Source organism: Acinetobacter sp. (genome assembly GCF_041911495.1).
GTDB lineage: Bacteria > Pseudomonadota > Gammaproteobacteria > Pseudomonadales > Moraxellaceae > Acinetobacter.
Window position 1 is genome coordinate 37,758 of the sequence record NZ_JAYROT010000038.1, and the last position, 15,358, is coordinate 53,115.

The following is a 15,358-nucleotide window of genomic DNA, read 5'->3' on the forward strand; positions in this document are numbered from 1 at the left end:
GTAATTAATTATTTTCAAAGTCTAATCCACACCTTATTCAAGCAGTGTGGATTTGCTTTAAAATTTTTGCAATTTTAGCTACATTTAAAGTGAATTAAACTTGTTGCTATTCTTTATTACAAAGTATTAATCATGAAAAACCTTTTATTAGTAGTAGCAACTACAGCATTAATCTCAGCATGTAACACCGCACCACAGCCTGAAAAACCAATCGGCATGGCGAATCCTGCCAGTGTCTATTGCGCTGAAGTTGGTGGCAAAACCATCATTAAGAAAACGCCTGAAGGTGACGCAGGTTATTGCCAATTGCCATCAGGTGAAGTAGTTGATGAATGGGACTATTTCCGTAAAAACCATCCAGAAAAATAATACCGATGCGCCCGATCTAAATCGGTGTGCTTAATGCCCAAATCGCCACAAGCAAAGTCTTGTGATTTTTAACGCTTCACCACTTTTTCCACTTCTTTGATGGTTTGTTTAATCGGCTCATAGTCCAACAGCCACGTGAGATTGATCGAACGCTGACGATGTTGATCTGCCAACAGATCAATCACACTACGCTCACCACGTCCCACCAAATGTTCACGATAGAAGTAATACAGCAAGATCACCGCCGTAAACACCATCACCGCCATCATGATCCAAAAACCTTGTGGTGAGTGCGCTCCCGGCATCACATCAAAGTTCATGCCATATATCCCTGTCAGCAAGGTCAACGGTGCAAACACTGCAGTAATAATGGCGAGGATGCGCATGTTTTCATTGGTCTGATTGGCAATCGCATTAAAGTGAATATCAATCGCCGACTGAATCGCACCGCCCAATCGATGCGTGTGCTTTTGAATCCGTTCAACATGGCTCATCAGATCATTGACTCGCAGCAATAACAGTTCTTGCGTCATCGCCTGTTTTGCATCGACCAAATGATTAAAATTATCAACAATCTCATCACGTAGCTCTTGTAGCATTTCGATCTGTTCTTCACACAGATTTTCCACCTGTTGAAACGCCATATCTTCTTGGAATAATTGTTGCCACTGTTTAAAGCGTCGATTACCTTGTAACAATTCTTGTTGCCAATATTCGACACGACGTGTCAATGGTTTACGAATATCCAGATAACCATCGACCATGCTATTGAGCAATCGAAGCGCCAAATCAATTGGTGTACTGGATAATTTGCGGGGCTTATTTTGCTCATCGATTTGGCGCTGTAGCACCTGATTAAAGCGTTGAATATAGGCTTCGATCGGACGATTGCCCTGCTCTCGCACAGTCACTAAGGCATGCTGACTGAGCAAAAAATTCACTGGCGTGGATGCCAAGCCAAAAACATTATCATGCGTTTCAGCAGCGTTTTGCGCAGTACCGATCTCATCATCTGGGGTAATCAGTTTGCGAAAAATTAATAGATCATAATCCTCAACAGGATCAAACACACAAGGATGTTCAATATTGAGAATATCTTGAAGATGAAACTCATTGATACAAATATCTGTCAGCTGGTGGATATGCTGTTGCCACTGTTCTTTATGCTGCACCACTTCACTGCGTAGACAGTCCACCCATTTAAATAAAAGCTCATGCTCAGTACAACTTTGCTCTGCCAAAAAGACACTTTGTTCCGTGGTATGACGATAAAAATAATAGGTTTGCATGAGTTCTCAAATTTTAAAAATGGGTTTAAACAGAAGAAATATCAAAGTTAGTGCATTTAATCAGCATAGATAGACTAACTCAACTTCACATCAATTTCCCCTATAAAAAAATCCTCACCGAAGTGAGGACTTTCTGTTAAGCAAATTTGCGCAATTTAAAATAATTGAATACTGAGCAATTACGCTTCAGTTGGTGCAACTTGCTCTTGTGGGATGTCTTTCATAGTCAATTTGATACGACCACGGTTGTCGACATCTTGTACTTGGACTTGCAAGATTTGACCTTCGCTAAGGACATCAGAGACATTTGCTACACGCTCATTAGAGATTTGTGAGATGTGAAGCAAGCCATCAGTACCCGGCATGATATTCACGAACGCACCAAATTCAACGATACGAATCACTTTACCAGTGTAAATCGTACCCGGTTCGATCTCAGCAGTAAGTGCTTGGATCTTGGCAACCGCTGCACTTGCAGAGGCTTTCGATTCACCAAATACACGTACTGTACCGTTGTCTTCGATATCGATCGCTGCACCAGTTTCTTCAGTGATTGAACGGATGGTTGCACCACCTTTACCGATCACGTCACGAATCTTATCTGGGTTGATGTTGATCACTTGGAATGTCGGCGCGAACATGTTGATTTCAGGGCGAGCACGTGAGATCACTTTGTTCATTTCGTTCAAGATGTGGATACGACCAGCGTAGGCTTGGTTCAATGCCACTTCCATGATTTCTTCAGTGATGCCTTCGATCTTGATGTCCATTTGCAGTGCAGTAATACCATTGGCAGAACCTGCAACTTTAAAGTCCATGTCGCCAAGATGATCTTCATCACCCAAGATGTCAGAAAGGACTGCGAAACGCTCACCTTCTTTTACTAGACCCATTGCAATACCTGCAACTGGTGCTTTCAAAGGCACACCCGCATCCATTAATGCAAGCGATGCACCACAGACAGATGCCATTGAAGATGAACCATTAGACTCCGTAATATCAGACACGATACGAAGTACATATGGGAAGCGATCTGCTGCAGGAAGGACTGCTTGTACACCACGACGCGCTAGGCGACCATGACCGATTTCACGGCGTTTTGGACCTGTTTCACGACCTGTTTCACCGACTGAGTATGCAGGGAAGTTGTAGTGCAACATGAAGTTGTCAGTTTTTGTTCCAGCAAGGGTATCGACCATCAATGCATCACGAGTATTACCCAAAGTCGCAGTCACAAGCGCCTGAGTTTCACCACGGGTAAACAATGCAGAACCGTGTGTACGACCCAATACGCCGACCTGTACATCGAGCTGACGAACAGTCTTGGTGTCACGACCGTCGATACGTGGTTTACCTGACAAGATATTGTCACGTACGGTACGGTATTTGAGGTCTTCAAATAATTCGTTAACTTCGTCAGCAATACCTGTTTCGTCATTTTCAGGAACGAACTGCGCAACTGCTTCCGCTTGAAGCGCATCAAGTGCTGCATAGCGATCTTGTTTCACTGCAATGGTATACGCTTCTGAGATTTTTGCTTCGAAAGCATCTTTGAGTTTTGCACGAAGGTCTTCATTCTTCTCAGGTGCAGTCCACGTAGACTCTGTTGCACCCGCTGCTTTTGCAAATTCTTGAATGGCTTTGATGGCAATTTGTTGCTCATCATGACCGAACAGTACTGCACCAAGCATTTGATCTTCTGAAAGTTCTTTCGCTTCAGATTCAACCATCAATACCGCAGTTTCTGTACCTGCAACCACAAGGTCAAGTGCAGATTCAGCCATTTGCGCATGGCTTGGGTTCAGAATATATTCGCCATTGATCAAACCAACACGAGCCGCACCAATTGGACCACGGAACGGTGTCCCTGAGATTGCAAGTGCCGCAGATGTACCAAGCATCGCTGCAATATCAGCCTCCATAGTCTTGTCAGAAGACACCACAGAAGCGGTTACTTGCACTTCGTTAAAGTAACCTTCAGGGAACAATGGACGGATTGGACGGTCGATCAAACGAGAAATCAACGTTTCCGCTTCAGATGCACGACCTTCACGCTTACCATAACCGCCTGGGATACGACCCGCCGCATATTGCTTCTCTTGGTAGTTTACAGTGAGTGGAAAGAAGTCTTGACCTGCTTTCGCTGTTGGTTGTGCAACCACTGCAACAAGTACACTGACGCCACCCATAGTGACAAGCACAGAGTTAGCTTGACGAGCAACACGACCAGTTTCTAAAACAACCGTGTGTTGACCATATTGGAATTCTTTACGAACAAGATTAAACATAGACATGTTTTATTTTTTCCTAATTGTTTAATGGGGACTTCGAAAAGCAACCTATCTTGGCAACTTTTTCGATATTCCCAAATACTGGTTTTATCTTTGGTAGAAAGCCCCTAAGGTTTGGCATTGCATCAATCTTTTTTATTTCTATTTTAATCGCGGTAACACACGATATAAATCTCGAAATACTGAATGAAATGCCATGGCAAAGCTTAGAAGCTGTTTTCAACCATTAAAACCAATTTACTTCATACAATGAAAGCCGACTAACCGACTCTCTTTTTTTCGCTCAAGATACAAATTTTCATTTGTGGCTCAAGCTTATACGATTTTTGATCAGATAAAAACCCGAACAAAATCTTTCACGACAAACAAAAGAAGAGGCTTATCGCCCCTTCAATTTATACCAGTCTATTCGTCTTAGTAAGCAACAGCTTAACGACGAAGACCTAGCTCACCGATCAATGCAACATAACGTGCATGATCTTTACCATTTAGATAGTCAAGCAATTTACGACGTTGGTTTACTTTACGAATCAAACCACGACGGCTGTGATGGTCGTGTTTGTGTGATTTAAAGTGACCTTGTAAATCGTTGATTTGAGCAGTTAACAATGCAACTTGCACTTCTGGCGAACCAGTGTCATTTTCAGCACGTGCAAATTTTGCGATGATTTCTGCGCGATCTTGGTTAGTTAAAGCCATCATGTATCTCCGAGATGCTTAAAAGTTCTATGAGCGATATTTCAAGTAGTTCAGATGAGTTGAAACGATTCATCAAAAATACCTATGCCGTGCATCACTACAGCAAGTGCGACATTCTAATGTAATTCGGCTTTCTTTGCAAAAACATTGTGGTAATTTTCCAACATATTTTAAGCTGCAAAACAATAAAGCCGATCCCTTTCAAGATCGGCGTTATTGTTTAGGCTAACAACATTATTTTATTATTATTTTTTCGATCTCATCCCTAAGACCTGCTTTGATTCATCTCTTTCTGTTGTAACACACCCCTGTGTTCTTAAAAACCAATTTAGTTGTGCTAAATCGATTTGATAGACGCATTTTGTCAAATGATGCGTTGCAGGAGCATGAGAAATATTGGACATTGGTTGTAAGGAATTACTTACACAAATATATAATATATAATATATAATAATTTCAATATGTTATCGCTTTTTAATTTTCCAAAGATTGTCATTATTTTACTTTTTATGTCATATGACAGTTTTTGACATTTGTCGTAATTAGTCAATAAATTTGATTAATTTTCATACAATTTGATGCGAAAATACTGTGGTCCTCATGCGTTTTGGATGAAGTTGTATCAATGATCTATTTCAGGCAAAATAAAAGCCCTATAGTCTCTCCCAAAACTATAAGGCTTAAGGTACTGCAATCTCTGCTGAGATAGAGTTTCACTTACGTCACTGTAAGTCCGCAAAGTCTCTCGACCGTTTGTACTATTTGGTTGCGGTACGCTTAATCATCCATAACTAAGTAGTGAGTTCATCATCGCAAAAGTCTGCGAATCCGACCAGTGGCGAATCACCCTGATTGTTGTAAGCATTTACTTACACGTTCGCAACATTATTGTTCTCATCGTTGCTTTTTCCTTGCAAGTTTTACAATCCGTTACTTTCGATCGCCCGAATAATTTGTGCGCTAAGCCCGCTCTGACGCTGTGTCCGCACGGCTAGACTATGCTCAAGCATGGTGACGGAACTGAATAGGCTCACCATTTTCTTCGCCCGAGTAATCGCTGTATAAAGTAACTCTTTACCCATTAATCGCTGAGCCGATTGATCGAGCACCACTGCCACATGATCAAACTCTGAGCCTTGTGATTTGTGAATAGTCAGCGCAAAAGCGGTCTGAATACTTTGTGGCAATCTCGCCACAGCAAGCCATTTGTCCAGACTCGGGAAATACACTTCAAGCTGTTCACGCTTATCGGGGTGCGGTAGACAAATGCCAATATCGCCATTCGACAAGCCAAGCTGATAATCATTACTATTCACCATCACCGCACGACCCACAAACCATTCACTGTCTTGTACCAGATTTAAGGCGTGTTTGAGATGTTGGGTCATGGCAAGGTTAAGCTGCGCTAAACCGAGTGCGCCGTGACGCATTGCCACCAAAATCCGATATTGATCAAAAATTTGAGCAACATGTTGATGGTTCACTTTGCCTTCAAGATAATCTTTTAAAATCGAAAAATATGCCTGATAGCCAAGTGCCAACTGTCGATAAATCGAAATCAACGTAGATGTGCTGAGTGGCGTATTTTCAGATTGCTCCAGTAGATAAAAACCCAACCAATCGACATTGACCTGCTCTAATTTTGGAATCTCATTACCGATTTTAAGCATCTGCGGTTGAGCTTTTTCTAGAAAATCTGCATAACTCGGTCGATCTGTAGCATAGATCAATTTGGCAAATTGACCAATTTTGGCATCATCGACAAAACGGCGACTATGCTTCAATTGCACATGGCACTGTTGCAATGCAGGGACTTGCTGAAAGTCTGCGAGTACATAACCGACATCTACAGATGTAAGCTGATTCGCATCCCCCAATATAATCACCCGAGTTGGTGCTTGGATCGCATCAAATAATAGCTTCGCCAAGTGCAAATCCAGCATCGATGCTTCATCGACCACGATCACATCGAAGCCCAATGGTCGTGACGCATCAAAGCGTGATACACCACGTTCGCCAATACCAAGTAAGCGGTGAATGGTCTGTGTCTTTTGGTGGGCAAAGTCAGGATGGTATAAACCCGCATCTAGCAGTTTCGGATTTTGAAAAGCCTTTTGCAAAGCCTCTTGCATACGCTGTGCCGCTTTTCCTGTCGGGGCAACCATGGCGATGCGCATGTCTGGATAGATTTTTTTCAACACCGCAACGATATGCGTCAACACAAATGTTTTACCTGTCCCCGGTCCACCTGTGATTAAACTGAATGCAGAATTAACACCCTGAGCAAGTGCCTGCTGTTGATAAGGATCTTCAAATAAACTGCGATAATCATTTAAATCCACTTGCTCCACTTGCTCTGACAATAAGCTTGCAATGCGCTGTGCCAAAGTCTGCTCATACGCCCAATAACGCTGTAAATACAATCGCCCATGACCCCAAAACATCGGTTTTAATTGCTTTATAGTAAATAATTCTTGCGCTTGATATTCACTGACATCTAATAAAAAGTCGTTGATATTTTGCGGTTTTTCAGTCAGTGCAATACAGCTATCACCACGTTCTAATGCTTCACTTAAAGCAAGTAAATAATTTTTCACAAGCGATTGATTTTCTTTGTTTAAATGATGATTTTGTGTATTGATTTGAGATAAATAGCCACTCCACAAAGTCGCCCATGTTGGTGTTTCAGAATCGTTTTGAGTTGATGTTAACTTTTGATTAATCACTCATTTATCCTCTTTCAATATATCGTTATCCGCATACTTATCCACTGAGTTACCCACACACTTATCGACATAGTTATCTACAAGACTGTCAACACCCTTATAAACAAAGTTATCCACTGTTTTTTTTGGAAATTTATAATATGATGACAATTACAGTACTTTTCACCGATATTAGCGCACTATACACATGGTTTTGCACATACTTTTACACAAAGTTATCCACAGCACCATTATTTACAACATTGCCACCAAGCAATTGATCTAACTCAAGAATTAAATCTAAATCCGCTTGCCAATGCAGTACACCATAGCTTTTTTGTGGATGACTTGATAATTCCGTGGGTTGCATCCCTCGAAGATATAAGTAATTCGCCGAGCCAAGATGATTGTCAGGCTGATAATCCGCTAGACGTGTCGATAAATAGCGATGTAATGCAATAAGATAAAGCGATGCTTGAAGCCAATAACTCGAATGACGCATATTTTCACTGATCTGTGCATGATCATAATCTTGCACATATTCGCCTAGAAAATTACTTTTAAAATCAGCGATGTGGTATTTCATACCATCAAAATAGACCAAATCGATTGAGCCATTCAGATAGCGTGCAGTATCGGCATGATCAAACTCAGGCAAATCTAAACCATGCTTTGCAAACAGCTGATGAATGCGATCCGTGTCAAAACGCCGATCTGCCAATGCGAGATAAAATGGAAACTCATGGCTACGATTGCCACGCTGTAATTGCGCCAGTGTCAGACCATCATGCAATGGTGTGGACAACACTTGTGTTATCCACAGATGTAGTGCGCTTTTTAGCCACGTATTCATTTCTTCTGCATCAGATTCTGGGAAATCTTTGGCATAGGCATCGCACAAAGTTGACCATAAACCGTATTGATTCATCTTGGATTGCAATTGCTTCGTCCAGTATTGATCGTTTTGAAAATCAATGACTTCAAACAATTCATGTAAGTAATTTCCTGCATTAGTGCCTTTGGGAAAATGCCTACGAATCCAATCGAGTTGGGTCAAGTCACTTGCTTGCATCGGTGCAATCGTCGAAACTTCTTCCGTAAAAATAATTGAACTTTCGAGTGCAATTTCATCTTCGGCAGGCATTATTTGTAAGGTGTTATCTGCAATTTGATCAAGTAATTGTCCATGACCGCCCTGCTGATGCACGGCAATCGCACTAAAACTGGTGCGAGTCTTCGGATAAAAACGCTGTGTTGGATAATCCATCGCATTTAAGGTCTGTACTTGGTGCTTGCTTGGCACATAGCGCTGATCCATGATGGCTTGTGGAATCTGGAAATTTTCCGCTTTTAAACTCTCGTGCTCAAACGCATCCGCCTGAGCATCGAGCCAAAACTTGATCCCACCTTTATATTTTTTCGGCTTGGAAACGACAGGGAAATAGGCATAGAGCCGATAACTGGCACGGGTGATCGCCACATACCACAGCCGATGATTTTCCGCACAAAACTTCTCAATATTGGCTTGTTGCGCTTCGTCATTATCCGCAATCGCTGCTTGGGAAATGGCAATAATCCGCTCTTGCGCTTTGTTGTCTTTTTCAGTGCCGACACCATCTTTATCCGATTGATAAAAGGCGAGCTTTTGTTTGGACAAGTCGATGGTTTGACTGGCTTTCATCAGAAAAACAATTTTAAACTCCAAACCTTTCGACTTGTGAATAGTCATCAAATGCACACCTGACTCACTGCTCAGCTTGCGCTCAAGTTCCCATTCCCGCTGTGCAGGCGAACCGAGTTGCAGTTGATACCAATGCAACACATGCTGTAAACCATGCGACTGTTGCCCCGATTGCTGACTGATGAGCTCAACAATATGTCGTGTATTGACGATACTTCGCTCGGCATCCATCCCCATATTCTGCGCAAGGTTTTGCCAAAATTGATACTGCGTCGCCAAATATTGCCATGCCACCAAAAAGCCTTTGCTGAGCCACAGTTGTCTTGCTTGGCGGAACTGTTGCATATGTTGACTTAAAGCATCGGCATCATTGGAAAATCGCAGAAAATCCGATGCTTTTACGCCGATCAATGGCGTCAGTAATGCACGCTTGAGCACCGCATCTCGTTCAGGGCGTTCGATCGCCACCAATATCGCTGCCACATCTTTCGCAGCCGCACTTTCAAAGACACTGCGCTGTGCCGTGCGATTGACATCAATGCCAAGTTTTTCTAACTGTTTTTGTACTTCGCTGAGTTGATGATGACTATTGGCAAGTACGGCAATATCACTGGCTTCAATCTTTATTTTTTCATCATCATCTTGTAGAAACAGTTTGTCTTGTTGCGCATAAATCAACAATTCACGGATTTTATGCGCAATCAGATAGGCTTCATTGGCATCTTTTTCTAGCTCGACAAAGCGTAATGGTTGCAAATCAGGTTTGCCATGTTCTACCAAATAGCTTGAGCCATCTTTACCTGCGTGTGCAGGATAATAATCAATTTCCTCGCCAAATTGCATTTGCCGTTGAAACAGCGCATCGACCGCTTCAACCAAGCGAGGTGTAGAACGAAAATTATGCTGTAAGCGGTAGAAACTACCCTGCTTCGAGGTAATATCATTAAAGGCATTGAGATAGGTCAAGACATCACCGCCACGGAAGCCGTAAATCGCCTGTTTCGGATCGCCGACCGCAATAAAACAACCTTGCGTATAACGTGTCGCATCACGCCACACCGCTTGCAACATATTGTCTTGTTCTTGGTTGGTATCTTGAAATTCATCCACCAAAATAATCGGATAGCGTTGCTGAATCGCCTCTGCCAAGACTTTACCACGCTCGCCTGTCAATGCATCGCTCAGGCTACGAGTCTGTTGGCTAAAGGTGGTTTCACCTGACTGATACAACAAATGTGGGAGCTTTTGTTTAACCTGAACAGTCAGGTAATAATGCAGATATACATCAAGCTGTGTTAATTCCTGATGGATTTTTTGGCTCTGTTGACAGAGCGCAAATAAGGCTTGAATCAATGGATTTTGATAAAATTTTTGTAAGACATCTTCAGGACATTTTTTTGAAAAAATCGTTTCTCGGACTTGTCCTTTAGAGTCTAAAAAGATTTGATAAATCTGTTGAAAAGCACTTTGTACTGAGGCTTGAAAATAGCTTAATGGATGATTTTTATCGAGTTGCTGAATGGCTTTGGGCACGACATCAGCAAAAATATGATGAAATTTATCATTGCGAAAAGACTGCTTGCTGACAAAGGCATAATACTCACCTTTTAAATCAAAATATGGCGCAAGTTCAAACAAATTATTTTCATTATAATGTTTAATCACATCAGCGACATAAGGTTGAAAATCTGCCAAATTAACCTTTGGTTCATCGACTGCTTGCAACTTGGCTTGGTTAAAATTCAAGGTGTTCTGAATGGTGCTGAGATAATGATCTACCGATCCGAGATGACGGCTCATCAGTAGCACATCGACCAACTCTTGAGGCTGCTGTTGTAGCCATGCACGTAGCTCGTCATGCACCAGTTGATAGGGATATTGTTTTTCATTTTCAGCGATTTGCCGTATTTGCACCTCGCCACTATCAAAGGCAAATTCACGCAACGTCTTTTGAATAAAACTATCAATCGTACCAACAAACAGCTCATCTAAACTGTCAATCACCAGTTTTAAACGATTGGCTAAATAGACAAAATTGTGTGTTGAATTTTCATCCTCTTGCGGATTATTTTGATTGGAATTTTCCAGTTTAAACTGCTTAAAAATAATCTGCGCCAAAGGATCATTAAGCGACGCTTCCGCCTGTGTGATTTGCTCCTCGCGATGAAACGACTGCCACACTTTCGCATGGCTGTAAATTTCCTGTAGACGCTTACGAATCCGAGATTTTAGTTCCGCCGCCGCTGCACGGGTAAAGGTTGTGGCGATCACTTGGCGAGGCAAATACTTCTCCACCAAGATACGCACCATCAGACTGGATAGCGTCCACGTTTTGCCTGTCCCTGCTGAGGCTTCGATCAGATGCAGACCACTGAGTGTTAAATGCTTCAGCGGTTGATCTTGATAGTGCACAGAGGCTTTCATATTGGAAGTCATACGTATTCGCTCCTATGCCGTAATCAATTTAAGATGGTTTAGCATCGGTTTATATAAGCGTACCGCATACTGCTCGGTATGTTGATTGAGCAGTTTTGCCGCCTCGTCAGGTGCAATTACTAAAGCCCAATCAGGCGATAATGATGAGCCTTGATCACTATAGGCATTTTCAAAATCAGCGTGATAATAGTTTTGTCCTAACCAGCGTTTTTCGATGTCTTTAAACTTAGCCACATATTCCACACCATCATCATCAACGTCAAACTTCAACTGCTTGTCACCGACTTGGGCAAAAATCGCAGGTGGCAAGGCAAAGGCTTGATTTTGTTGCATAGTCCAGACTTCAAGCCAATCCTGTAGATGTTCCTGCGCTTTTTCTTGGCTAAGTCCTGAGAAAATTAATGTCATATTTTTAAATAGCGCAATGCGCTGCAAATCATCAGCTTGATCGGCATAAGCACGCCATAAAAGATATTGCAACCAAATCGACAGCGCACGTGCACCATGACAGCTTGATGCGGTCAGGCTAACCCAATTCGTGGCGGATTCATCACTTGGAATTTGAATATTGAGTTGTAGCTGTTCGTCCAAAGGCATGGTTTTGGTGGTTAATGGCGTGACTTGACCACCAAAATTACTGAGCCGTTCCAGCACTTGATCGAGTTCACTCTGCGCCTGTTGCCATGTGGCATTTTGCATTTTGCCAATCGGCATTTTGTCTTGTAATAACAGTAAATCGGTGGATTCAGTCGATAAAACTGCATCACTCTCTAGTGTGTTATTTTCTAAAAAGCACTGCTGTAAATAATCTCGCACTGCATATTTTTGCAAACCGCCCAATTGTAATGGCTCAAAACTTTCAAAAGCATCAACACTACCCACATTGGCAATGCCTGCGTGACGCAAGAAATGCTGTGCAGGATGCGACAAGTCTTTGATCCATTGCGACGCATCCATGATTTGTACGGCTGTGCTTGTTTCTACAGGTGGCTGATCCAACCAAAAGAATTGCGTATCAGACGGCTGTTGAATCTGCTGTGCCACTTGCCACCACTGCGAGCGATAACGTTGAACTTTGGCATCGGTAAAGCCTTTTGGATCAAAAGGTTGTAATGGATGCACTTTATAGATCGATGATAAATGACGTGGAATCACTAAGCCTGATTCTTCGATAAATGGTTTTTGCTCAACATGTTGATCTGATGATTTTGCCACGATCAAATCTAGATGTTGTACCAACTCTTGCACGATACTCGACGGGTCACGCACCTCGGCATCTTGCACATCGAAGCCATTATAAAACAGCCAAAATTGATCCTGCGCCTGCAATAAGGCATCCAAAAACGCACCCTGATCATCTTCAAGCCGTGAGCGATCACCAAGTTCCGCTTGCAATAGTTCCATCAAATCAAACGGAATATGTGCATCACGATTCGGGAACGTGCCTGTATCCATATTCAGACAAACGACGAGTTGATACGGTAGTGGACGTAGCTGTCCAATCTGCGCAAAGGTAATATGCCCTGTTGGCTCAGTTTGCGAGACTTTGTGCGATAGCGTGGATTCAATCTCGTCTAAGACGAAAGACAGAGGCAACCGCACTGACTGCGAATCCGTAACTTCAATAATGCGCTTAAACTGATGCAAAGCATCTTGCACATAACGCCAGCCTGTACAAATTTCAAAATCGCTAATATCCGTATCTAGTAAAGCAACTGATTCTGACAAAGTCTGTTGCTGATCAATCGCTTGCGGTGTGAGCCAATCACGGTGACTGTCTAAATCATGATGGATTTCAATCAGTTTGCCGATCAATTCAAAATCAGCAGTTTGCACGGCCTCTAAACTCAAAATCTCATCAAACAAGGCATGTTCAGGCATGGCAATCGCCAATGCTAGTCGATCTAGCGCATAGCGAAAACTAAAGCGAAAATCTTGATCATCTGACGCAAGACTTTGTGCAAGATGCACCTGATCAAAACCACGTTTAAATCCTGCCAATTCAAGCAGTTCCAACATGCGTTGTACTTGTTCAAAGGTCAGGGAAAAGCGTTGTAAAGTCGCAGGTAAACTCAACCAATCAGCAAAATATTCGAGGCTAAAACGCTGATGCAACAGTTTGTAGCGCAAAGTAATGGATTGCCACAGTTGCAAAGCATCTTGAATCGGCACACCTGCGATTTTTACTGGAAGCATCGGCGCAGGAATTAACGCATCATTTTTAACTGCTGAATTGACGGATAAATTTGCATGATGCGTCGTTTGATGCGTTGAATGAAATACGGTGCGAATTTGCGTTTCGATTTCAGATAGATTCGGTACAAGTACCACAATATCACTCGGCTGACGCATCTGCGCTGTATCGGCACTGAGCCATTGGGTGAGTTGATCTTTCAGCACTTCAAGCTGACGCATGGTCGAATGGCAGACGTGAATCTGAATCGAACGATCATCATCCGTTAAAACATAGCTGTCCGCTACAGGCTCACGTAAATGCAATATATCGGATTGAATTTTCGAGAGTAAATGCTGTGGTTCAATCTCGACAAAGTGATCTTGCCAATCACCCTCTTCACCGCCTGCAAGCTGACTCAGCAATGCGCCAATATCACGGGCTTGCTTACCGAGCCTCGTCAGTAGCGGATGACGAGATTCGTAATAGACCGCCGCATCGGGATATTTCAGCTCATACTTGGCTTTCCAGTAGGGATCGACGCTGTCCGCCCAATACTCTTGCGACGGTGCATAATGGTAAATTTTAATTTGGGTGTACTGCGCCAATCGTCTTAAAAAATTCAGTTGTGACGGTGGCAATTCCAACAAAGTAAAAATATAAATCTGCGCTGGTAAACGGCGAACCGCTTGCTCGGCAAATTCACCTGATAAGGTCTGCCAAAATGCCTGATCAATGCTTTCGATCTGCTGGAAATCTTCGGCAAATTCCTCATGCCAAATAAAGCGTTGCCACTGTTCCAGTTGCTGGGCTTGTTGGACTTGATAATTCACTGCTTCGGGTTGGACTTTTTCCGAGTCTTTTTGCCCAACTTTTTCAGGATTGCGTAGCCATTTCTGCACTAGAATTTCTTGATCATTTCCCCAACGATGTAGCCAATTCTGTCGACAACGGCATTGCGCTGCGCCCGATTTGCTCAAGCCGTAAAGCTGTTCACAGCTCTGTACGCACTGCCCACGATAGACGATGTAATTGGCAAATAAGCGTGAAGTCTGATCAGCAATCCAATACAGCAGATTTTGTTGTTTTAAACTGCGTTGTAAGGCATTTTCGATGGCATCACTATGCTGTCGTACCCGTTGAAATAATCCATATAAGGCATGATCGCTTGGTACTTTTTTTTCAAAATAACGATTTAAAAATAGATAAATACGCCATTTCATATTGAGCATTTGCGGGGCTTTTAAAATCGGCTCTTGTCCAAGTACCGCTTGATAAAGTTGCCATTGCAAAGTACGCAATTGACTAAATTCGATATTGGCGCTGATGCCTTGTTGCTCGGCGAATCGTTGTTGGAGCCATTGTCCAATGCCGTGATTTGGCACCACAATTTGGGTACTTTGCAAAAGACTTTGCGCAGAAGTTTTCGGCTGAAATGCATCCTGCATCAAAGTGTGGAGTAACACTTCAGGTCGCTGACTTTGCAGAATATCAATGCCCATATTTAGCTCTAAAATTTATAAATTTATTGGAAAATGAACGGTATTCATCCTAACCAAATTTATGGCAACTGACCATCATTTCAGGTTGAAATTCATTAAATAAACGACACGTATTGTCGTCATAAAGTTGAAGCATTTTTTCTCATAATCCTCTCAGATACATATTGAAAATAGAGAAGTACTACACATTTTTGCAATTTCATGGCAAAGTAA

The 15,358-nt window shown here is 42.4% G+C and carries 7 protein-coding genes; 1 reads left to right on the forward strand and 6 read right to left on the reverse strand.

What is annotated here, in order from left to right; all coding sequences use genetic code 11:
- Positions 1–132: 132 nt before the first annotated feature.
- A complete protein-coding gene (locus tag ACE3PQ_RS04820) occupies positions 133–369 on the forward strand; it encodes a DUF333 domain-containing protein (protein WP_374295694.1) in 237 nt (78 codons plus the stop codon).
- Positions 370–437: 68 nt separating this feature from the next.
- On the opposite strand, the gene ACE3PQ_RS04825 is transcribed toward ACE3PQ_RS04820, so the two are convergent.
- The 6 genes from ACE3PQ_RS04825 to ACE3PQ_RS04850 all read right to left on the reverse strand — a co-directional run bounded on the left by ACE3PQ_RS04825 (position 438) and on the right by ACE3PQ_RS04850 (position 15,145).
- Positions 438–1,658 carry a magnesium transporter CorA family protein gene (locus ACE3PQ_RS04825; protein WP_374295697.1) on the reverse strand — a complete coding sequence of 407 codons (1,221 nt, stop codon included), beginning with the start codon at positions 1,656–1,658 and terminating at the stop codon, positions 438–440.
- 179 nt (positions 1,659–1,837) lie between these two features.
- Positions 1,838–3,946, reverse strand: coding sequence for a polyribonucleotide nucleotidyltransferase (gene pnp, locus ACE3PQ_RS04830; RefSeq protein WP_374295816.1), 2,109 nt, complete (start codon positions 3,944–3,946; stop codon positions 1,838–1,840).
- A gap of 432 nt (positions 3,947–4,378) precedes the next feature.
- A complete protein-coding gene (rpsO, locus tag ACE3PQ_RS04835) occupies positions 4,379–4,648 on the reverse strand; it encodes a 30S ribosomal protein S15 (RefSeq protein ID WP_092616504.1) in 270 nt (89 codons plus the stop codon).
- Between the two features lie 920 nt (positions 4,649–5,568).
- Positions 5,569–7,374 carry an exodeoxyribonuclease V subunit alpha gene (gene recD, locus ACE3PQ_RS04840; RefSeq protein ID WP_374295699.1) on the reverse strand — a complete coding sequence of 602 codons (1,806 nt, stop codon included), beginning with the start codon at positions 7,372–7,374 and terminating at the stop codon, positions 5,569–5,571.
- A gap of 205 nt (positions 7,375–7,579) precedes the next feature.
- Positions 7,580–11,470, reverse strand: a complete 3,891-nt coding sequence (locus ACE3PQ_RS04845) for a UvrD-helicase domain-containing protein (protein WP_374295701.1) — start codon at positions 11,468–11,470, stop codon at positions 7,580–7,582.
- A 12-nt stretch (positions 11,471–11,482) separates the two neighbouring features.
- The gene (locus ACE3PQ_RS04850; protein ID WP_374295703.1) at positions 11,483–15,145 is read right to left on the reverse strand and encodes an exodeoxyribonuclease V subunit gamma; all 3,663 of its coding nucleotides are present in this window, start codon (positions 15,143–15,145) and stop codon (positions 11,483–11,485) included.
- Between the last annotated feature and the right edge of the window lie 213 nt (positions 15,146–15,358).